Origin of the sequence: Kribbella sp. NPDC051587, from assembly GCF_044453945.1 — a bacterium.
GTDB lineage: Bacteria > Actinomycetota > Actinomycetes > Propionibacteriales > Kribbellaceae > Kribbella.
In genome coordinates, this window is sequence record NZ_JBITDE010000002.1 from 888,482 (window position 1) to 909,075 (window position 20,594).

A 20,594-nucleotide genomic window follows, 5' to 3' on the forward strand; every position below is an offset into this window, starting at 1 on the left:
TCGAAGCTTCAGCCGTCCAGCCTAGGGCAATGCATCTGCACGTGCAGTGGGACACGAAGGCAACTTCACCTACTGACATCCTCTATTACCGACAGGTAGCCTGAACGAATGAGCGATCAGACGTCGATTCCTGCGGATCCGGAGTTGGACCCGACTGCGTCGTACGCGACTGATCAGTCGGTCATCCGGCGACTGTCGGGGCTGCTGCGCGCGACGGCGGGCACCCGGACGACGTACGCGCCTGCGACCGGGCAGCCGATCGCGGACCTGCCGCTGTCGAGTCCGGACGACGTGCTCACCGCGGTGCGGACGGCGCGGAAGACGCAAGCGAGCTGGAAGCGCGTGCCGCTCGACGAGCGGGCCGCGATCCTCCTGCGCTACCACGACCTGGTGCTGGACCACCGGCACGAGCTGGTGGACCTGGTGATCCGGGAGTCCGGCAAGGCGCGCAAGCAGGCCTTCGAAGAGGTGGCGCACGTGGCGCTCACCGCTCGGTACTACGGCCGCAAGGCGCACGAACTGCTCGACCCGCAGCGCAAGCTCGGCATGTTCCCGGTGCTGACCCGTGCGGAGCAGCGGTTCGTCCCCAAGGGCGTCGTCGGCATCATCTCGCCGTGGAACTACCCGCTCAGCATGGCGATGGCCGACGGCCTGCCCGCCGTACTGGCCGGCAACACCGTCGTACACAAGCCGGACAGCCAGACCCCGCTGACCGCACTGCGCGCCATTGAGCTCCTGTACGACGCCGGTCTGCCGCGTGAGGCGTGGCTCCCGGTCAACGGTGAGGGTGCGACCGTTGGCGGCGCGATCATCCAGAACACCGACTACATCTGCTTCACCGGCTCCACCAAGACTGGGCGGCTGGTCGCACAGCAGGCAGCTGAGCGACTGATCGGGTTCAGCCTGGAGCTGGGCGGCAAGAACCCGATGCTGGTACTCCGCGACGCAGATGTGCAGCGCGCGGCCGAGGGCGCCGTACGGGCTTGTTTTGCGAGTGCTGGTCAGCTCTGCGTCTCTATGGAGCGGCTGTACGTCGCAGACCAGGTGTACGACGCGTTCGTCACCGCGTTCATCGCTCGGGTGAACAAGCTGAAGCTGTCGGCCGGGACCGGCTGGGACGTCGACATGGGCTCGCTGATCTCGAAGGCGCAGCTGGAGACGGTCACCCGGCATGTCGACGACGCCAGGGCCAAGGGCGCCGTCGTACTGGCTGGTGGGAAGGCGCGGCCGGAGATCGGCCCGCTGTTCTACGAGCCGACTGTGCTGTCCGGAGTGACGCCCGCGATGGAGTGCTTCGACCACGAGACCTTCGGGCCGGTCGTGTCGATCTACCGGTTCTCTGACGAGTCCGAGGCGATCCAGCGCGCCAACGAGGGTGAGTACGGGCTGAACGCCAGTGTGTACACGCGGGACACCCGCCGGGGCCGTGCGGTCGCGGCACAGCTGGTGGCCGGCACCGTGAACGTGAACGAGGGCTATGCGGCGACGTTCGGCTCGATCGACACCCCGATGGGTGGCATGCGGTCCTCCGGGGTCGGCCGCCGCCAGGGCGTCGAGGGACTGCGCCGGTACGTCGATCCGCAGGCGATCGCCACTCAGCGGCTACTGCCGATCGCGGCGTCGCACGGCCTGTCCGACCAGACCTACGCCGAGGTGATGACCGGCGCCCTTCGCGTCCTGAAGAAGCTGGGCCGCGCTTGATCTTCTAGCTTGGAGTGCCACATGAGAGAGCGCAGCGAACGAATCGAACAACACAGTCGGATATGCGCCTCATTCGCGCCCGGAGCGAAGCGAGGACGTGAATGAGCTTCGACTATGACGTGCTCGTCATCGGGTCCGGGTTCGGCGGATCCGTCAGTGCGCTACGGCTGACGGAGAAGGGCTACAAGGTCGCCGTCCTGGAGGCCGGTGCGCGGTTCGAGGACTCCGGGTTCGCGAAGAACTCGTGGGACACCAAGCGGTTTCTCTTCGCTCCCAAGCTCGGGCGGTACGGCATCCAGCGGATCACCGCGCTCAAGGACGTGATCATCCTGTCCGGCGCCGGGGTCGGCGGCGGCAGCCTGGTCTACGCCAACACGCTCTACGAGCCGCTGGACGCGTTCTACAAGGACCGCCAGTGGGCGCACATCACCGACTGGAAGTCCGAGCTCGCGCCGTACTACGACCAGGCGAAGCGGATGCTCGGCGTCGCCACCTATCCCGGGTTCACACCCGCCGATGAGGTGATGAAGCAGGTCGCCGACGAGATGGGCGTGGGGGAGACCTTCCACCCGACCCCGGTCGGCGTCTTCTTCGGCTCACCTGGCGTCGAGGTCGACGACCCCTACTTCGGCGGCGCCGGCCCCCGTCGTACCGGCTGTATCGACTGCGGCGAGTGCATGACGGGCTGCCGGCACAACGCGAAGAACACGCTGACCAAGAATTACCTCTACCTGGCCGAGAAGGCCGGCGCGCAGGTCTATCCGCTGACTACCGTCACGTCGGTCGAGCCACTGGCAGACGGCGGGTACGCCGTGGATACCCGCGGGACCGCCGACCGGAAGAGCACCCGGCGGTTCACCGCGCAGCAGGTCGTCTTCGCGGCGTCGGCCATCGGTACGGCGAAGCTCCTGCACCGGCTGCGGGACGAGAACAAGTTGCCCCGGTTGTCGACGCGGCTCGGCGTGCTGACCCGGACGAACTCCGAGTCGCTGCTCGGCGCGATGGCGATCAGCCGCGACATCGACTACACCCGCGGGGTCGCGATCACCTCGTCGTTCCACCCGGACGAGATCACCCACATCGAGCCGGTCCGGTACGGCCGCGGCAGCAACGCGATGTCGCTGCTGCAGACCGTCCTCACCGACGGGGACGGCGACCGGCCGCGCTGGCGGACGTGGCTGCACGAGATGCGGGTGCAGTGGCGGAACCTCCAGCGGCTCTACGACCTGAAGCACTGGTCCGAGCGGACCGTGATCGCGCTCGTCATGCAGACCGCGGACAACTCGATCACCACCTTCGGCAAGCGTGACAAGCTCGGCCGCTGGCGGCTGTCGTCGGAGCAGGGCCACGGCGCCCCGAACCCGTCCTGGATCCCGGTCGCCAACGAGGTGGTCCGCCGGATGGCGCGCGTGATGAAGGGCACACCGGGCGGAACCATCGGCGAGCCGTTCAACGTGCCGATGACCGCGCACTTCATCGGCGGCTGCGCGATCGGCGACTCCCCGGCGACCGGCGTGGTCGATCCCTACCACCGCGTCTACGGGTACGACGGGCTGCACATCATGGACGGATCGGCGATCTCGGCCAACCTCGGCGTGAACCCGTCGCTGACGATCACGGCGCAGGCCGAGCGGGCGTTGTCGTTCTGGCCGAACAAGGGCACGGACGACGCGCGGCCGGCGGTCGGAACGCCGTACCAGCGGTTGCAGCCGGTGGCGCCGACGGCCCCGGTGGTACCCGCGGATGCCCCCGGGGCCTTGCGGCTACCGATTGTGCAGATCACGACAAAGCAACCTGTGACGAAGCCGTAACGCATTCCTGATATTGCAGCGAGGTAATTCCCGGAACCCCGACTAAATGAAAGAACCTCAACCCTTCGAGAGGGTTGAGGCCGGGTGCTAAAAGTGCCGTAAAAGGGAGCGAGCCCCTCGGGAACGTTTCCGCCCAAATCGTTTCCCGAGGGGCTCACTCAAGCCGGGGTGAGGCGCCCGGCGCTTGGGATCGGGTCACCAACCATGGCTGGCGACCCGAGCTCTTGGTCACTACCTTACATCCGATTTCTGGAGTTTCGAGCCCTGCGGAGTGGTTGTTATCACTCTGCGTGCTGTTCGTAATGATCAGCTACTCGTTGCTCTTTGCTCTTTGTTACCGGGTGGCGGTCTTCCTTGCGGTAACCGCCTCTGTTCACATCAACGAGCCCCTCTACAGGGGGTTACGAGGTTCCGAAGAAAAATCCAAAAACTTTCTCCGGGCCCTTGCGGCAGTCGCTGAGAGTTGCTGTGACGCGGACCGCAGCCGCACCGGACCGGATGGCCCTAAGGTGTGGCCGGTGCTCCCTTGGGTGAGCCGACCCCCCCGTCCGGATCAGGCAGGAGAACCATGGGCGACATCGTGGACGTGGCACGTGAGCAGGTGCTGGAGCAGGGCATCGGTCTGCGGCAGGAGCAGCTCGTCGAGGTGCTCCGGACGCCGGACGACCGGCTGCCGGAACTGCTCGCGCTGGCGCACGACGTCCGGGTGAAGTGGTGCGGCGAGGAGATCGAGGTCGAGGGGATCATCTCGCTGAAGACCGGCGGGTGCCCGGAGGACTGCCACTTCTGCTCGCAGTCCGGTCAGTTCACCTCACCGGTGCGTGCGGTCTGGCTGAACATTCCCGAGCTGGTCCAGGCCGCCAAGGAGACGGCGGCGACCGGTGCGACCGAGTTCTGCATCGTCGCGGCGGTCCGGGGTCCGGATGCGCGGCTGATGTCGCAGGTGAAGGCCGGCATCGAGGCGATCAACGCTGCGGTCGACATCAACATCGCCTGCTCGCTGGGCATGCTCACGCAGGAGCAGGTGGACGAGCTGAAGGCGATGGGGGTGCACCGGTACAACCACAACCTGGAGTCGGCGCGCTCGTACTTCCCGGACGTCGTCACCACGCACTCCTTCGAAGAGCGCTGGGACACCTGCCTGATGGTGCGCGAGTCCGGCATGGAGCTGTGCTGCGGCGGACTGGTCGGCATGGGCGAGACGCTGGAGCAGCGCGCCGAGCTGGCTGCGCAGCTGGCCGAGCTGGAGCCGCATGAGGTCCCGTTGAACTTCCTGAACCCGCGGCCGGGGACGCCGTTCGGCGAGATGGAGGTGATGGACGGCAAGGACGCACTGCGGACCATCGCCGCCTTCCGGCTCGCCATGCCGCGCACAGTGCTCCGGTACGCCGGGGGCCGCGAGCTGACCCTTGGTGATCTGGGAACGCGGGACGGGCTGCTCGGTGGGATCAACGCCGTCATCGTCGGCAACTACCTGACCACGCTGGGCCGCCCGGCCACTGCTGACCTCGACCTGCTGGCCGAGCTCAAGATGCCGGTCAAGGAGCTTCAGAAGACGCTATGACGTTCGGCAGCCCGTTTTGTGGACACTGTGGTCGCGCTGAGACCGACGGCAGTCACGAGGACTGCCGCCGGTCGCTGGTGATGGAACCACCGCGGTACTGCGCCGAGTGCCGGCGACGGATGGTCGTGCAGGTCCACCCGATGGGTTGGACCGCTCGCTGCTCTGTCCACGGCACTCTGGCTGGTTAACGAACCGCGTCGGAGGCGGCAACGACGTCGACGAGGCCATGGCCCTTGTCGTACGACGTTGTGCCGCCACCTCGGCTGTCGGGCTCGTAGGCCGCGCCGTTGGTGTACTTGTGCGCCGTCGAGATCAGTGCGCTCTCGATCTGGGCCGGAGTGGCCGACGGGTTCGCCTGGAACAGCTGGGCGACGATCCCGGCGATGTGCGGCGCGGCCATCGACGTACCGCTGATGGTGTTGTAGTTGCCACCGTCCAGTGGAGCCAGGCCCGTGGTGCAGATCGGTAGGTAGATGCGGCAGGACGAGGTGATGTCCTCACCCGGTCCCGACAGGTCCGGGTAGGTGGACTGGGTGCCGTTCAGACCGCGTGAGGAGAAGCTGGAGACCTGTCCGTCCCGGGTGCCCGTCGCGAGGTCGTAGTACGACGCGACCGACAGGATGCCGCCGGTCGGGTCCTGACCGGGCGGGTTGGTCAGCGACGTGGTGCCGTCACCGCCGTCGTTGCCGGCGGCCCAGACCGTCACGACACCCTCAGAGACCAGTGCACGCTGGAGTTTGACGGTGGCCGAGTTCGGGTCGAAGGCGCCGCCGCCGGTCGGACCGTAGGAGTTGTTGGTGACCTTGATCGGCGGGCACTTGCTGGCTGGCACTCCGGCGCCACAGGGCGCCGCGTGGTTCTCCAACACCCAGTTGAGTGCTGCGTCCGCGCCGACGATCAGCAGAGCTGCACCGACCGACACCGAGACCAGTGAGGCACCAGGTGCGGCTCCTTGCAGCTTGGTGCCGTCGGCCAGCGTCACCTTGCGGCCGGCCACGATGCCGTTGACGTGCGTACCGTGACCGCCCAGCGACAGCAGGTCGGTGTCCAGTGAGCCGGCATCCACCGGCAGGCAGAGTGTCTCGGACAGTGGGTCGCAGACGATCTTGAGGTTCTTGACGACCGCTGAGCTCCCGTCGGCCTTCTTGAAGAACGGGTGCGTCGGGTCGACGCCACTGTCGATCACTGCGACGCTCACGCCACTACCGTCCAGGGCGAGGCCGTTGGCCCCGGTCCGGGTGTCCGCGGCCTCCGCACCGCGAGTGGCGACATGCGATGTCTGAGTGCTGACCTCGATCGGCTGGTTGCCCTCGAGGTAGGTGACACCCGGCTGGGTGCGGGCGGCGAGGATCTGCGAGCGGGTGCCCTCGGCAACCACCACACCGATCCGGTCGTACGACGAGAGCCGGTGCAGGCCGGTGGCCTCGACAGCCGCGTCGGCGGCGGCCAGATCGGTGCCGTGGACAAGGACTGTGGTGCGCTGCAGCTTGCTGAGCTGCTGGCTCAGAAAACCCTGTACTGGTGCGGAATTCTGGGCTTGAGCGTCGACCGGAGTGCTGATGGTCAGTGCCAGCAGGCTGACTGCGGCTGCGGCGATCAAGCGGCGGGATCTGCGCATGAGTGCTCCTCACAAAGGCCTGACAACGTGGGCGGGTTACGGCCAGTAGCGATTGCTGGGCTCAATGTAGGGGTGCACAGACGTCCACGGAAGTGATTCGCGCAACGTCAGAACTATCAGATCGCAGTGATCTGCGATGCTTCGGAGATCACGGATTCTGGAGGCGCGGTGACACGGTCGGTCGACGAGTGGCTGGAGCGGGACGCTCAGCTGCTCTGGCATCCGTACTCGTCGCTGAGCGAGCCCTCGCCGGCGCGGCTGGTCCGGGGAGCCTCCGGTGTGCGGCTGCGGTTTGCTGACGGGGTTGAGGCGATCGATGCGATGTCCTCCTGGTGGAGCGTCATCCACGGCTACCGGCACCCGGTTCTGGACGCTGCGTTGAAGAGCCAGGTCGACGACTTCAGCCACGTGATGTTCGGTGGCCTCACGCACGAACCTGCGATCCGCCTGGCGGAGCGGTTGGTCGAGATCACGCCGGCCCCGCTGGAGCACGTGTTCTTCTGCGACTCCGGCTCGGTGTCGGTCGAAGTAGCGATCAAGCTGGCGCTGCAGTACCAGGTGGCCCGTGGGCACGTCGGACGGACGCGGATGCTGACTGTGCGCGGCGGGTACCACGGCGACACGTTTGCACCGATGAGCGTGTGTGACCCGGTCAACGGCATGCACTCGCTCTTCACCGGAGCTCTGCAGGAGCAGGTGTTCGGGCCGCAACCACCGGCCGGATTCGACCGCCCTGCTGACGATCCGGAGCTGCAGGCCTGGGCTGCGGCCATGGCGGTGGTTGCTGCTGAGCATGCCGGTGAGGTTGCCGCGATCGTGGTGGAGCCGATTCTGCAGGGCGCAGGTGGCATGTATGCCTACAGTCCGGCCTGTCTGCGCGTCCTGCGTGCGCTGGCGGACCAGCACGGCTTCCTGTTGATTCTGGACGAGATCGCCACTGGCTTCGGGCGGACAGGAACGCTGTTCGCGTCGGAGCATGCAGACGTCGACCCGGACATCATGTGCGTAGGCAAGGCGTTGACTGGCGGCTATCTGACGCTGGCCGCGATGCTGTGTACGGCGGAGGTCGCGCACGCGGTTTCCAACGGCCCTGGTGGGGCTTTGATGCACGGGCCGACCTTCATGGCCAATCCGCTCGCTTGCTCGGTGGCACTCGCGTCGATCGACCTGCTGCTGTCTCAGGGCTGGGCTGCTCGGGTTGCTGAGATCTCGGCCGGTCTGACAGCCGGACTGGCTCCGGCGGCCGAGTTGCCTGGAGTGAAGGACGTTCGCGTACTCGGTGCGGTCGGTGTGGTCCAGTTGGCCGGCCCAGTGGACATGGTGCGGATGACGGACGCCGTACTGCGGCGTGGGGTCTGGGTGCGTCCGTTCCGGGATCTCGTCTACACGATGCCGCCGTACGTGTGCACAGAGTCAGAGATCGCGACCATCGCCTCGGCGATCACTGATGCGGTGCGGGAGGTCGGCTGATGCTCTCGGAGTGGCTTGAACCCAAGGCAGCGGCGCTTGAGGTCCGTGGACTGACTCGGCGGCTCCGGGCCCGGGCTGCCGACGAGGCCGTCATCGACCTGGCCGGCAACGACTATCTGGGTCTGTCACGGGACTCGCGCGTCATCGAGGCCGCCGCCGAAGCAGTCTGCCGCTGGGGAACCGGCGCGACCGCCTCACGGCTCGTGACCGGTACGACGACGCTGCATGAGGAACTGGAGTCCGCTCTGGCGGCGTACGCCGGTCACGCGGCCGGACTGGTTTTCTCGTCGGGGTATCTGGCCAACCTCGGCGTTGTGACCGCTCTTGGTGGTCCGGGGACCTTGCTGGTCACCGACGAGCATGTGCATGCGTCACTGATCGATGCGGCGCGGTTGGCGCGGTCGCGGGTCGAGGTCGTGCCGCACAACGACGTGGACGCGGTCACCAAGGTGCTTGCCGAGCGCAACGAACCGCAGGCAGTGGTGGCGACCGAGTCGGTCTTCAGCGTGCTCAGCGACGAGGCGCCGCTGGCTGCACTGGCCGAGGTCGCGGCGGCACAGAACGCCGTACTGCTGGTGGACGAGGCGCATGGGCTCGGTGTCACTGGCGGTGGGCATGGCTCGGTGCATGCGGCTGGGCTGGCGGGACTGGACCATGTGATCGTCACCATGACGTTGTCCAAGGCGCTGGCGTCGCAGGGTGGCGTCGTACTTGGTCCGGCGATCTTGCGGGAGCATCTGATCAACCGGTCCCGGACGTTCATCTACGACACGGCTCTGACGCCCGCGTCCTGTGCTGCGGCGCTGGCCGCGTTGCACGTGCTTGTTGCCGAGCCGGACCGGGCTGCGGCCGTTCACTCCGTCGCTGGTCGGCTGGCTGCGGCCTGTGGGGTCCCGGTGGCGGCAGGACCGGTCGTTTCGGTTCCGATGCCCGGTCCGCGAGAGACTGTCCGAGCGGCGGAGTTTTGCCGGGACAATGGCGTACTGGTCGGCAGTTTCCGGCCGCCGTCGGTCCCGGACGGCATCAGCCGGCTCCGCCTGACTGCCCACGCCGGTCTGTCCGACGACGAGCTGGCCAGGGCCTGCGCCGTTATCAGTCAAGCCATCAGCGAGGTTTCATGATCACCATCGTCACCGGTACCGACACCGGCGTCGGCAAGACCGTCGTCACCGCCGCACTCGCCGTCCGCGCCGCCGTGCACGGCAAGGTCGCGGTCGTGAAGCCGGCCCAGACGGGCGTCGGCCCGGACGACCCCGCCGACCTGGACGACGTCAACCGCCTCACCGGCATCACCACCCTCTACGAAGGCGTCCGCCTCCGGGACCCGCTGGCGCCGACCACCGCTGCGCGCCGCCAAGGCGTCCCGCTGCCGACAGCCGAGATCCACGCCAAGTCCGTCGACGGCCTGTCTGCTACGCACGAGAACGTGATCGTCGAGGGCGCCGGTGGCCTGCTGGTCGGTCTGGACGCCGAGGGCGGGACACTGATCGATCTGGCGAAGGCGCTGACCAAGCCGTTCAACTTCGTGGTCGTCACCCGCGCAGGCCTCGGCACGCTCAACCACACCGGTCTGACCGTCGAAGCGCTGCGAGCGCGCGGACTGCCGGTCGAGGGGCTCATCATCGGCTCCTGGCCGGCTGAGCCAGACCTGGCCGAGCAGTGCAACCTCGAGGACCTCCCTGCCACCACTGGGTTGAAGGTGCTAGCCCGGATCCCCGCCGGTGCCGGTGACTTCGACCAAGAGACGTTCACGAAGGCTGTGCCCGGCTGGTTCGCGTGACCGGTTGCCCGGCCCGGTACGACGCCGAGCTCGGGTACTGGGTAGTCGACGATCCGGCGCAGGTCCGCGCGGTCATGCTCGATCCGACCACGTTCCGCCCGGACAACGCCGTACTGGCGCACACGCCGTTGTCAGTGAAGGCGCTGCGCGTGCTGTCGTCGGTCGGCTTCGCCCTGCCGCTCACTCTCGCCAACAACGGCGGAGAGTCGCACCGCGCCATCCGAGCCGCCGTAGCCCGCTTCTTCAGCCCCGCCCGAGTAGCAGCCGCCGAGCCCCTCACCCGCGACCTCTTCACCACCCGAGTCACTGCCGTAGTCGACCGCCTAACCCCCGCCGCCACCCCCGCCCTCACCACCCCGACCACGGCCTCCGCCCTCAGCACGGGGGAGGCGGTTGATCTGGTGCAGGCTGTTGCGGCGGAGCCGCCGGCTCTTGTGCTGTTGCAGCTCCTCGGTCTGCGTGATGTGCCGGTGGATGCGCTCAAGGCTTGGAGCCTTGACTCACTCGAGCTGTTCTGGGGCTGGCCGGACGAGGACCGCCAGCTGGAGTTGGCACACAGCGCTGCCGAGTTCTACGCCTGGCTGCGTACCCGGGCAGTCCCTGGTGACGACCTGTTCGGCGTACTGGTTGGGCTGGGGCTCACCGTCGAGGAGGTGTGTGCGGTCGGCTACTTCCTGTTGATCGCCGGCCAGGAGACCACCACCCAACTGATCTCCGCAGCCTTCCACCGGGCACTAACGGGTGCACCCGCATCAGTAGACGACGTGCTCGCTGAGGCGTCGTCGGTACCGACCTGGAGGCGCACCACGGCTGAGGCGGCCTCCGTGGGTGACGTGGAGCTGCCGGCCGGTGCTCAGGTGTTGCTCGGACTGAGCGGGCACGGCGGGCCGGCCGACTTGGCCTTCGGAGTGGGCATCCACCGCTGTCTGGGCGCCGGTCTGGCCCGGCTGGAGACCCGAGTGGCGCTGGAATGCGCGGCCGTCCTCCTGAGTGCCGTACAGCTCGTCGAGGAGCCGCCGATGATCGAGCTGCTGTCCTTCCGGGCCCCGAAGCGGCTGCTGATTACAGCCCTGCTGACCTGCACCGATACGCTTTGACGGTGGCTGAGCATGAGTTGGTCCTGGTTGTTGACTTCGGAGCGCAGTACGCGCAGCTGATCGCACGGCGGGTGCGCGAGGCGAAGGTGTACTCCGAGATCGTGCCGCACTCGATGCCGGTCGAGGAGATGCTGGCGCGGCAGCCGAAGGCGATCATCCTGTCCGGCGGTCCCCAGTCGGTGTACGCCGAGGGGGCGCCGCGGGTCGACTCCGCGCTGTTCGACTCGGGCGTTGCGGCGTTCGGGATCTGCTACGGCTTCCAGGCGATGGCTCAGACGCTCGGTGGCGAGGTTCGCCGTACCGGACTGCGTGAGTTCGGCCGGACGCCGGTGACGGTGAGCGAGGCCGGGACGCTGCTGGCCGGCATCCCCGCGGACCTGAACGTGTGGATGTCCCACGGTGACGCGGTGCACGCGCCGCCGGCCGGCTTCGCCGTACTGGCTGCGTCCGAGGGCGCGCCAGTGGCGGCATTCGAGGATGTGGATCGCCAGCTGGCCGGTGTGCAGTGGCACCCCGAGGTGCTGCACTCACAGGCCGGACAGGCCGTGCTGGAGCACTTCCTCTACGACATCGCCGGCTGTGTCGGTGACTGGACCACCACGAACGTTGTCGACGAGCAGGTCGAGCTCATCCGCCAGCAGGTCGGCGACAAGCAGGTGCTGTGCGCGCTGTCCGGCGGTGTGGACTCCGCAGTGGCCGCAGCGCTGGTCAGCAAGGCCATCGGCGACCAGCTCACCTGTGTGTACGTCGACCACGGGCTGCAGCGCGCTGGTGAGTCCGACCAGATCGAGAAGGACTTCGTCGCCGCCACCGGCACCCGGCTGGAGGTCGTGGACGCGGAGGACCAGTTCCTCGGCGCACTGGCCGGTGTGACCGACCCGGAGCAGAAGCGCAAGATCGTCGGGCGCGAGTTCATCCGCACCTTCGAGGCGACCGCCTGCAAGCTCGACGCCGACCGCCACATCGAGTTCCTGGTGCAGGGCACGCTCTACCCGGACGTGGTCGAGTCCGGCGGCGGTGCGGGCACGTCGAACATCAAGTCGCACCACAACGTCGGTGGGCTGCCCGACGACCTGCAGTTCAGCCTGATCGAGCCGCTGCGCACCCTGTTCAAGGACGAGGTCCGTGAGCTCGGTATCGCCCTCGGTCTGCCCGAGACCCTGGTCTACCGGCACCCGTTCCCCGGCCCGGGTCTGAGCATCCGCATCATCGGTGAGGTCACCCGCGAGCGCCTGGACATCCTCCGCGCCGCCGACCTGATCGCCCGGACCGAGCTGACCGCCGCCGGCCTGGATCGCGAGATCTGGCAGTTCCCGGTCGTCCTGCTCGCCGACGTCCGCTCCGTCGGCGTCCAAGGCGACGGCCGCACCTACGGCCACCCCGTCGTACTGCGTCCGGTCACCAGCGAGGACGCCATGACGGCAGACTGGGCCCGGCTCCCGTACGACGTCCTCGAGCGCATCTCGACGCGCATCACCAACGAGGTCGACGAGATCAACCGGGTCACCGTGGACATCACCAGCAAGCCCCCGGGCACCATCGAGTGGGAGTGACCCCAGTGGCCGGATACTGATCCGGTGAACGAAGGGGTGGGGGACCCGCGGCTGACCGCGGAAGGTGAGGTCAGTCTCGCGAGACTGGCTCTGGACGACAACGAGCTCGCACATGCTGCCGACCACGTCGCGAACGCACTGGGTTCCTTCCCGGCGTTGCCGGAGGCACACGAGGTGCTGGCCACGCTGGTGAGCCGGCCGGACGGCGGCCCTGACCTGTGGCCGCTCGACGGCGAGCTCTACATCGGTACGGCGGTAGCCCGGGCCCACGCGCTCGCCTACCAAGGCCAGTACGCCGGGGCGCTCGAGCTCCTCGTGTCTGCGCAGGGTCATGAGCCCGAGATGCCGTGGGCGGATGCACCCTGGGTGCTGGACCCGGCCATGCCGGCGAAGCTCGAAGCAGGTGACCTGGTCAGCGTCTTTGCACAGCTGTTCCGGGTGATGCCAGACCTGCAGCAGGACACCGTGCGGCAGGCGTTCGCGCCGTACCAGACTCTGGCTCGGAACATGACTGCCGCGCATCCGGAGTCGTCGTGGCTGTGGTGGGCCGCCTCGGTCTACCTGCGGCGCAGCGGCGAGTACGCCGAGGCGGTCACAGCGGCGGAGCGCTCGGCCTCGCTTGAGCCGAGCGACCGGGCCGACATCGCGCTCGGCTACGCCCTCCGCGCGCAGGGCCGGACCGATGACGCTCTGGCCGCGCTGCAGCACGGACTGACCTTCGACCCGAAGAACGTCTCCCTGTACGCCGATATCGCGGGCCTTCTCGGTTCGGCGGGCCGGCTGGACGAGGCGATCGGCTGGGCAGACCGGGCGCTGGAGATCGAGCCGGGGCACGACTGCTCGCTGGTCGAGCGGCACGGGCTGCGCTACCGCCGGGACGGCAACGTGGACGACCTCGTCGCGATCGCGGACCTGCGCCGGTCGGCGGAGCCCGGCAGCCACGAGGCACAGCACGCGGACGACGAGCTGTTCGACCGGACCCGGCAGTACTGGCTTGGCGGGATCGCTCAGCCGACCGAGGCGACGATCAACGTCCTGCACCAGATGCTCGAGCAAGGTGCCGGCGCCGAAGGAGCGTCGCTGACGCTGTCCGCTGTCGAGCCGCCGAGTGCCCTGCTGGCGTTTGCCCGGAGCATGCCTGGCTCCGACGTGATCTTCACCGAGGTCCTGACACCAGACCCGCGGCTACCCGCAACGATTGACGGGAAGCCCGTCCAGCAGGTGCAGCGCTTCGTCTGGGCCTACGACGGCACGAATTCCCGGCCGGCAGTCGGACCGCCGTCAGAGGCGGGTGCGGTGGCTGTGGCACGGCTCGCTGCCGAGTCCTGGGTCCACCTACCAGCGGCATACGACCTGGCGGTAGCGCTGGCCAATACGCCACTGGACGACCTGCTCGGCGTACTGGTGCATCCGCTGCCGTTGCCTTCGGACGATCCGGCTGGCTGGCCGATGTGGATCCGGCAGTTGCAGACCTGGGCCTGTCTGGGGATCGCGCACCACCGGACCGACGAGCCCTGGCTGTCTTCGACCCGGCGGAAGGTGCTGGTCGACCTGGCCTACGGTCCGGAGGACTGGGTCAACGAAGCGGCCCTGCTGGGATTGGTGACGACGAGCTGGGTGGATCCGGCTGCTCGGGCGGACGTGGCCGAGCTGGTGGGCTGGCGGTTCATGGCAGCCGTTGGAGCTGCACAGCAGCGGCCGGTGACGATCCTCGAGTCGCTCGCCAGGCTGGCGCTGGCCACTCCGGTCATGAACCCAGCTGTCACCGACCTCGCGCGCGATGTCGTGGATCCGCCTGCGGAGGTACCGCAGGCGGAGCCGAAGAAGCGTCGAGGCTGGTTCCGGCGGAAGTGATCAGCTCTCGCTGTTGAGGCGAGTCTCCAGCGCGGCTGCAGCGTCCTGCTTGCTGGTGGTGCGGAGACGGTCGACCAGCAGGTAACCGGTGCGGTACCAGAGGTCGGAGTTGGCGGGCAGGGAGTTGAACAGGTCCTCCAGCGCCTTCTCGTCCTCGGTGCCGTGTTCGGCCAGCAGGAGCTGGGCGTTCAGGTACTGGTCCTCGAAGCCGCCGCGTTCGTAGAGGTCAGCGGCCTCGTCGGCCTGAGCCACAGCGTTGGCGGTGTCACCTTGCTGGAGGTGGATCAGCGCCAGGTCCCAGTGCGCTCCGGCGGTCTGGAAGATGACGTCATGGTCTGCTGAGGGCAGCGCCTCCAGGATCGGACCGACGGAGGTGACCAGCTCGGCCGCACGGGTGCTGTCGCCCGTGTAGCGGGCGGACTGTGCGGCCAGGCGCACGGCCTGGACCTGCTGCAGCGGTGACTCGGCCGCACCGAAGTATTCGGCGGCGGCCAGGAAGATGTCGACCGCCTCGTCGTCGCGGTCCAGCTGTTCGAGCAGGATGCCCTCGTCCTGGCGCAGGGTGCCGAGCCAGGCCGGGTGCGCGTCGGGGGAGACGTCGGTCAGCAGTTCGCGGACCTTGGTCAGGGCTGACTCGTTCTCACCGAGCATCCGGTAGGAGTCGATCAGTACGCCGCGAGCGTCCGCCAGAGCGTCGTCGGTCAGTACCGACAGGGACTCTTCGGCGCTCTCCGCGGCTTCCAGTGGACGGCCGGTCAGCAGGTAGGAACGAGCCAGCATCAGCTGCGAGTAGGCGACGTGAGCCTCGAGACCGGGTACGCCGGTGGCGAGGGCGACCGCCTCGATCAGATCCTCGGCCGCTTCGGCCGGGCGCTCCAGCTCGAGCCGGGTGCGTCCCCGCAGGTGGTGAGCGAACGAGCGCTGGGTGTCGTGCGGTGAGTCGAAGGCTACGACCAGTGCGGCGTCGGCCTCCTCGAAGCGCTCCTCCTGCATCAGCAGGTTGGACAGGAGGATCGCAGTACTCGCCGCGTGCTCCGGTCGGGTGTGAGCCTGCCCGGGCTCGGTCAGGACCTGGATGGCGTCAGTGAAACGGCCAGCCTGGGCGTAGACGATGCCCAGCGAGTCCCGCCAGGCCGCACGGCGGTCCGGCTCGTCGTTCGCGATCAGCCAACGCAGCGGCTCCTCGCCGGTGGCCAGGCCCTCTTCGAGCTGGCCCTGCTCGCACAGCATCCGGCCGATGCGGGCTCGGGCGCGCAGCTTCCGGACCTCGTCGCCGATCTCGTCGTAGAGCGCCAGCGACTCGCTCCAGGCAGTCAGCGCCACCTGCGGGTCGTCTGCACCGGCCAGGCCCTGACCGTCGAGCAGGCGGGCACGGTCGAGCGGAGTCCGCTCGCTCTCCGGTACCTCGCGCTCGAACGCCTCCCAGGCCGCGGCGGCATCCGCCCCCTGGAAGTTCCGCCATGCCTCCTCGGCCCGGTCGAGCCACTCCCGCCCGGATGCCGGCGGCAGTTCGACGGGCTGTTCCACCGCCGTCTGCTCAGCCTGCTCGCTCTGCGCTTCCTTACGTAGCTGGGCGCGGCGAGCGGTCTCCGACAGCGGGAGGTACTCGACCCACGGCTCAGCTGTCAGTAGCTGCTGGATCTGCTCGCTGCGATGCGTGGTGCCGTTGCGGGCATCGAACTGCGCCGCCAGCTCCAGTGCACGCGCTGCGTACCGCTCGGCCAGTTGACCGGCCGGCACGGCGTCAGCCTGCGGCTGCCGGATCTCCAGGTCGCTGTCCACCCGGCTCAGTGCCAGCGAAGCGGATGCGGAGAACGCCATCTCCGCGTATGGCGAGGGCGGGTCGGCCAGCTCTGCGGCGTGCCGCTCGATCAGCTCGACAGCCTTGAGCTCGTTACCAGTCCGGGCGAGGAACTCGACGTGGTCCGCGTGCTCACTCAGCTCGCCGACCCGGTTGCGCAGCAGCCGGTAGGCCTTGCGGTGCGCGTCGACAGCTTCGTCGTACATGCCTTCGGCAACATACGCCGGGAGGAGTGCGGTGAGCATCTGCTGCGGCTGCTCGGCGCAGGTGAGCTGGCCGTCCAGCACGTTCACGGCCAGTGCCACGGCATCCGCCGTACGGCCGACTGAATTCAGGTGGTGCACCTTGGACGTCGGGTCGCAGCCGACGCAGTCGGAGAGGTCGTCGCGTGGTGCAGTCGACCAGAGGCGGAACTGCTCGGCCGCAGTCTCTTTGTCACCGATGTGATGCGCGACCAGCCAGCGGTGCTGGTGCACGGCGTGCATGCTGTGGCCGCTGAGTCGCCAGCGCTGCTCCATGTCGTCCAGTACGGCGTACGCGCGGTCCAGCGGCACCTCGGGGAACTTGCTGAGGGTGCTGGGCGCGTACTTGTAGCACCAGTGGAACAGATGCGAGTACTCGCGATACTTGTCCGGCTCCGCGTCCCAGGCCGCCACACAACGAGCGAACGGCACCAGCGACTTCCGCGGCTCGCCGCCCATCACGTAGGCGGTGACGAGCGACAGCCGGCTGTAGAACGCCAGCTCCGCTTCACTGGCCGCGTCGGCTCGCCGTACGACGTCCTCGAGCAGCGCCGACCGGACCTTCCCGTACGGCGCATTCTCCGCGCGCTGGAGCAGGTCGATGAGTTCCGGGTTCATGGCGTCTGGTCCTCCGGCGTGGGGACGGCCTGGTCGAGCAGACCGAGGAAAGAGCGGTTCACAAGAGCGGAGTCGGCGGGAGTGATCGGGTGGTAGCCGAGCATCAACGCGTGCCCGTACAACCCCTCCACCGCCAGTCGGGTCAGCTCGGGGTCGTTGAGCGACGCCATCCGCCGTACCAGCGGGCTGCGGTAGTTCAGGACCAGCTGGGGCCGACTGTCGTCCTGTGTGTTGAGCGCACCGAGCACCTCGGACCACAGGGCGTCGGCCCGGTCCTTGGTGGCGCGGAGCTCGCTCGCGAACTGGGCGGACCGGTCGATCAGGTAGAGCGCGGGCAGACCGGCCGGCTCGAAGGCCCGGACGACGACCTCGCAGCCGACCGGGTCGAGTGCGTCCTGGGCCAGCTGGACGAACGGCCGCAGCCGTAGCTCGGTGTCGGGGTCCAGACTGTCGAAGCTCGTGCTGAGCTCGGTCGGGTCGAACCGGCTAGTCGTCAGGCCGGGTACCACCTCCGGCAGCCTCGCCAGTAGCTCGCTGTCGTAGGTGTAGCCGCCGTTCACCACGGTGATCTGCTGCGCTGCGGCGACCGCCGCGAGCTGACGGAACTCCTCGACCGTGGTGACGTAGCGGATCTGGTTGGTGCGCTGCTGCAGCTCGGCGGTGGTCATCCGGCCGTGGTTGGTCTCGAAACGCAGCCAGCGGTGGACCAGCTGGAGCATCTCGTCGTCGTGCAGCGCCAGTGCCTTCACACCGAGCTGGTGGATCCCGAGGAACCGGTCCAGCTTGCCGGGGTCCGTGTTGCCGAGCCGGACCAGCCAGCCGCGCAGTTGGTCGCCCAGTGCATCCCGAGTGGCCTCCAGAGCGCCGTCGTCGAACAGCGCCTCACGGCTGGCGGTAGGGCGCAGCTCCGAGGTGTCGATGACTGCCCGGACGAAGAAGGCCCAATCGGGCAACAGGCCCTCGACGTTCTCCGCGAGCAGCATTCGCTTCAGGTACACGCGATGCGTCGCGCGCTCGGCCGGGTTCGCGGCGAACGGCAGCACGAAGGCCACACCGGTGAGTCCAGCGGCCGGATTGTTCAGGTGGATCACGTCGAACGGCGTGAACCCGAGCTTGTCCTGCGCATAGCCGACCAGCTCGGCCCGCTGCATCGCTCCGGTGTTCTCCCAGGGCGCCTTGCCGTCGGTCACCTGCTCACCGTTGACGCGGATCTCGATCGGCAGGAGTGCACCGAACAGGCGGATCAGCTCGACAACAGTGGCGGGCTTGTACCACTGCTCGGCACCACGCCGGGCCTTCAGCGTCACCGTCGTACCGGTCTCGGAGCGGTCTGCCGCGTCCGCGAGCTCGTAGCGGCCGTCCGCCGTACCGGTCCAGTGCGTGGCGGGGCCACCGGCCGGCTGGGTGACGACCTCGATCTCGTCGGCGACCATGAAGGCCGACAGGAGGCCGATACCGAACTGGCCGAGGAACTCCGACCGGGCGAACCCGATCTCGTCCCGCTTCGAGCTACGGCCGATGGTGGCCAGCAGCTCGCGCACCTGGTCCGGCAGCAGACCGATGCCGGTGTCGGCGATGCTCAGGGCACCGTCCGAGGTCAGTACGTCGATGCGCCGCGGCGCCTCCGGATCGACGGCCTGGCGCGCGGTGATCGCGTCGACGGCGTTCTGCAGCAGCTCCCGCAGGTACACCCGCGGACTGCTGTACAGATGGTTGCTCAACAGGTCGACGATGCCTTGGAGATCGACCTGGAAGTTCTCACTCACCCCAAACCCCCCTTGTCCGCCGCCAACCTACCCAATCACCAGTTCGGATCTCACCTGGTCTTCAGGGCGATGCCGTCGAGGAGGCGGCTGAGGCCGTAGTCGTACGACTCCGCAGCGACATCGTTGGTGCTCGCGGTGAAGCCGCCCGCGTTCCAGATCGCTGTCATGGTGGGGTGCCGCTCGACGTCGAAGTAGGTCTCCCACAGGTCGGAGCGGTCGGTCCACCAGGCGTCATGGCTCTGGCCGCTGGCCCGCTCGATCAGCAGACTCTCCGCCTGCAGGCTGGCCGCGGAGTCGACGTACGTCGAGATCGCCAGCGCGGCGGTGTTCGTGTCATGCGGTGTGAGGTTCAGCGTGCTCACAACAGCCAGCAGGTACTCGCGGCCGGCCAACAAGCCTGGTCCGGCCGGTGGGCGGATGGGGGAGACCTGCGACAGCCAGGGGTGCTGGCGGAACATCAGCTGGGTCCGCTCGGAGTACAGGCCGACCTGCGCACGCCAGTCGTCGGGGCGGGGTTCGCCGGGCCCGGGCAACGCACGCTCGCCGAGCACCTGATCGACCATGAGCTCCAGGAGCTCGTCCTTGGACGGGACGTAGGTGTAGAGCGTCATGGTGCCGACGCCGAGCTCCTTGGCCACCCCGCTCATGGAGGCGGTGCTCAGGCCGTCGCTGTCGGCCAGCCGGATCCCGGTGGCGACCACCTCGTTCACGTCCAGTGACGGGCGCCGTCCGGCCCCCTTGGCTGCTGCAGCCAGCGGACGGTGGTTGCGCCAGAGCAGCGCGAGGTTGCGATCGGCCTGCGTCACAGGGCAACCATAGGCGCTGGTTCGAATTCTCGTATACCCTACGAGAATTGCTCCAAGGTGAGGAGATTCGGTATGACGATCTTGGTGACCGGTGCGACGGCGAGCGTCGGACGGCTCCTGGTGGACGAGTTGGTGGCTGCTGGGGCGCCGGTGCGGGCGCTGACGAACAAGCCGGCCCGGGCGGCCCTCCCGGCGGAGGTTGAGGTCGCTGTCGGCTATCTGGGGCGACCGGAGTCGTTGCCTGCTGCCCTCCAGGGGGTCGACACGGTCTACCTGGCGCCGCTCCCGGCGTACGTGGACGACTTCGTGCGGTGCGCGCGTGAGGCCGGCGTACGGCGTGTTGTCGTGCTCTCGGGGGAGCCTGCCGACTACGAGGCACAGGGGGACCCGGCGAGCTGGCACTACTACCGGCTGGAGAAGGCGATCGAGGAGGCGGGGTTCGAGTGGACCTTCCTGCGGCCTGGCCAGTTCATGACCAACACACTCGACTGGGCGCCGTCGATCAAGGCTGAGGGTGTGGTGCGAGCGCCGTACGCCGATGCTGTCCAGACGCCGATCGATCTGGTCGACATCGCGGCGGTGGCTCGGGTGGTGTTGCTGGACGAGGCCTATACCGGGCAGAAGCTCGTCATGAGTGGGCCGGAGGGGATTACGCAGCCGCAGGAGGTTGCGCACATCGCGGCGGCGCTGGGGCGGGAGGTCAAGTTCGAGGAGCTCACGCCGCAGCAGTATCTCGATCAACTAGCGCCGGTGATCGGGCTCGAGACGGCGCAGTGGTTGCTGGACGGGTTCCGGATGATGGCCGAGCATCCGATGACACCGGAGCCGACGGTCGCCGAACTGACCGGCCGGCCGCCGACGACGTACCGGGAATGGGCCGAGCGGAACGTGGCGGCGTTTCGCTGACTTGATT

General features: G+C 68.1%; 14 protein-coding genes. 10 read left to right on the plus strand and 4 right to left on the minus strand.

Features of this window, described 5'->3' with window-relative positions; translation table 11 throughout:
* Nucleotides 1-108 precede the first annotated feature (108 nt).
* The 3 genes from ACIA49_RS10665 (at nt 109) to bioB (ending at nt 5,076) form a co-directional block, all read left to right on the plus strand.
* Nucleotides 109-1,701 carry a succinic semialdehyde dehydrogenase gene (locus ACIA49_RS10665; protein WP_396376869.1) on the plus strand — a complete coding sequence of 531 codons (1,593 nt, stop codon included), beginning with the start codon at nt 109-111 and terminating at the stop codon, nt 1,699-1,701.
* A 101-nt stretch (nt 1,702-1,802) separates the two neighbouring features.
* Complete coding sequence (locus ACIA49_RS10670) at nt 1,803-3,512, plus strand: GMC oxidoreductase (RefSeq protein ID WP_396376870.1); 1,710 nt, start codon at nt 1,803-1,805, stop codon at nt 3,510-3,512.
* Between the two features lie 568 nt (nt 3,513-4,080).
* Nucleotides 4,081-5,076 (plus strand): biotin synthase BioB, encoded by a 996-nt coding sequence (gene bioB, locus ACIA49_RS10675; RefSeq protein WP_396376871.1) that lies wholly within the window; start codon nt 4,081-4,083, stop codon nt 5,074-5,076.
* A gap of 184 nt (nt 5,077-5,260) precedes the next feature.
* Here bioB and ACIA49_RS10680 read toward each other — a convergent pair whose 3' ends face one another.
* Entirely contained in the window at nt 5,261-6,694 is a 1,434-nt protein-coding gene (locus tag ACIA49_RS10680) for a S8 family peptidase (protein ID WP_396376872.1), read from the minus strand.
* Nucleotides 6,695-6,862: 168 nt separating this feature from the next.
* Here ACIA49_RS10680 and ACIA49_RS10685 point away from each other — a divergent pair, with 168 nt between their 5' ends.
* The 6 genes from ACIA49_RS10685 to ACIA49_RS10710 are packed head-to-tail and all read left to right on the plus strand — an operon-like array spanning nt 6,863 to nt 14,448.
* A complete protein-coding gene (locus tag ACIA49_RS10685; protein ID WP_396376873.1) occupies nt 6,863-8,164 on the plus strand; it encodes an adenosylmethionine--8-amino-7-oxononanoate transaminase in 1,302 nt (433 codons plus the stop codon).
* The gene (locus tag ACIA49_RS10690) at nt 8,164-9,285 is read left to right on the plus strand and encodes an 8-amino-7-oxononanoate synthase (protein WP_396376874.1); all 1,122 of its coding nucleotides are present in this window, start codon (nt 8,164-8,166) and stop codon (nt 9,283-9,285) included. The genes ACIA49_RS10685 and ACIA49_RS10690 overlap by 1 nt, the downstream gene beginning before the upstream one ends.
* Complete coding sequence (gene bioD, locus ACIA49_RS10695) at nt 9,282-9,944, plus strand: dethiobiotin synthase (RefSeq protein ID WP_396376875.1); 663 nt, start codon at nt 9,282-9,284, stop codon at nt 9,942-9,944. Before ACIA49_RS10690 ends, bioD begins: the two co-directional genes overlap by 4 nt.
* Complete coding sequence (locus tag ACIA49_RS10700; RefSeq protein ID WP_396376876.1) at nt 9,941-11,041, plus strand: hypothetical protein; 1,101 nt, start codon at nt 9,941-9,943, stop codon at nt 11,039-11,041. Before bioD ends, ACIA49_RS10700 begins: the two co-directional genes overlap by 4 nt.
* Before the next feature lie 2 nt (nt 11,042-11,043).
* On the plus strand, nt 11,044-12,594 hold the full coding sequence (guaA, locus tag ACIA49_RS10705; protein WP_396376877.1) for a glutamine-hydrolyzing GMP synthase: 1,551 nt from the start codon (nt 11,044-11,046) through the stop codon (nt 12,592-12,594).
* 24 nt (nt 12,595-12,618) lie between these two features.
* Complete coding sequence (locus ACIA49_RS10710; RefSeq protein WP_396376878.1) at nt 12,619-14,448, plus strand: tetratricopeptide repeat protein; 1,830 nt, start codon at nt 12,619-12,621, stop codon at nt 14,446-14,448.
* Here the strand turns inward: ACIA49_RS10710 and ACIA49_RS10715 are convergent, their stop codons facing one another.
* The 3 genes from ACIA49_RS10715 to ACIA49_RS10725 are packed head-to-tail and all read right to left on the minus strand — an operon-like array spanning nt 14,449 to nt 19,681.
* Nucleotides 14,449-17,109 carry a hypothetical protein gene (locus ACIA49_RS10715; RefSeq protein ID WP_396376879.1) on the minus strand — a complete coding sequence of 887 codons (2,661 nt, stop codon included), beginning with the start codon at nt 17,107-17,109 and terminating at the stop codon, nt 14,449-14,451. It lies immediately after the preceding gene.
* A complete protein-coding gene (locus tag ACIA49_RS10720; protein ID WP_396376880.1) occupies nt 17,106-18,875 on the minus strand; it encodes an HSP90 family protein in 1,770 nt (589 codons plus the stop codon). The genes ACIA49_RS10715 and ACIA49_RS10720 overlap by 4 nt, the downstream gene beginning before the upstream one ends.
* A 50-nt stretch (nt 18,876-18,925) precedes the next feature.
* Complete coding sequence (locus ACIA49_RS10725; protein WP_396376881.1) at nt 18,926-19,681, minus strand: TetR/AcrR family transcriptional regulator; 756 nt, start codon at nt 19,679-19,681, stop codon at nt 18,926-18,928.
* A 72-nt stretch (nt 19,682-19,753) separates the two neighbouring features.
* Between ACIA49_RS10725 and ACIA49_RS10730 the strand changes: the two genes are divergently transcribed.
* Nucleotides 19,754-20,587: an NAD(P)H-binding protein gene (locus ACIA49_RS10730; protein ID WP_396376882.1), complete on the plus strand. Its 834-nt coding sequence runs from the start codon at nt 19,754-19,756 to the stop codon at nt 20,585-20,587.
* Nucleotides 20,588-20,594: the final 7 nt, after the last annotated feature.

What these genes read in the sequence shown, in the direction of transcription:
- ACIA49_RS10690 (WP_396376874.1), top strand. Translation starts at nt 8,164, where the DNA reads ATGCTCTCGGAGTGGCTTGAACCCAAGGCAGCGGCGCTTGAGGTCCGT.
- bioD (WP_396376875.1), top strand. Translation starts at nt 9,282, where the DNA reads ATGATCACCATCGTCACCGGTACCGACACCGGCGTCGGCAAGACCGTC.
- ACIA49_RS10665 (WP_396376869.1), top strand. Translation starts at nt 109, where the DNA reads ATGAGCGATCAGACGTCGATTCCTGCGGATCCGGAGTTGGACCCGACT.
- ACIA49_RS10715 (WP_396376879.1), bottom strand. Translation starts at nt 17,109, where the DNA reads ATGAACCCGGAACTCATCGACCTGCTCCAGCGCGCGGAGAATGCGCCG.
- bioB (WP_396376871.1), top strand. Translation starts at nt 4,081, where the DNA reads ATGGGCGACATCGTGGACGTGGCACGTGAGCAGGTGCTGGAGCAGGGC.
- ACIA49_RS10730 (WP_396376882.1), top strand. Translation starts at nt 19,754, where the DNA reads ATGACGATCTTGGTGACCGGTGCGACGGCGAGCGTCGGACGGCTCCTG.
- ACIA49_RS10680 (WP_396376872.1), bottom strand. Translation starts at nt 6,694, where the DNA reads ATGCGCAGATCCCGCCGCTTGATCGCCGCAGCCGCAGTCAGCCTGCTG.
- ACIA49_RS10670 (WP_396376870.1), top strand. Translation starts at nt 1,803, where the DNA reads ATGAGCTTCGACTATGACGTGCTCGTCATCGGGTCCGGGTTCGGCGGA.